The following is a 234-nucleotide window of genomic DNA, read 5'->3' as shown; positions in this document are numbered from 1 at the left end:
CTGGCAACAAAGGATAAGGGTTGCGCTCGTTGCGGGACTTAACCCAACATTTCACAACACGAGCTGACGACAGCCATGCAGCACCTGTCTCAGAGTTCCCGAAGGCACCAAAGCATCTCTGCTAAGTTCTCTGGATGTCAAGAGTAGGTAAGGTTCTTCGCGTTGCATCGAATTAAACCACATGCTCCACCGCTTGTGCGGGCCCCCGTCAATTCATTTGAGTTTTAACCTTGC

At 50.9% G+C, this 234-nt stretch carries 1 rRNA gene; it reads right to left on the bottom strand.

Annotated features, from left to right (window positions below):
• Positions 1-234: ribosomal RNA gene (locus WFO70_RS22575) — 16S ribosomal RNA — on the bottom strand; the annotation flags it as partial.

The sequence above is a fragment of the Leclercia sp. AS011 genome (assembly GCF_037152535.1).
Classification (GTDB): domain Bacteria; phylum Pseudomonadota; class Gammaproteobacteria; order Enterobacterales; family Enterobacteriaceae; genus Enterobacter.
This window is presented reverse-complemented; position numbering and strand designations above follow the sequence as displayed.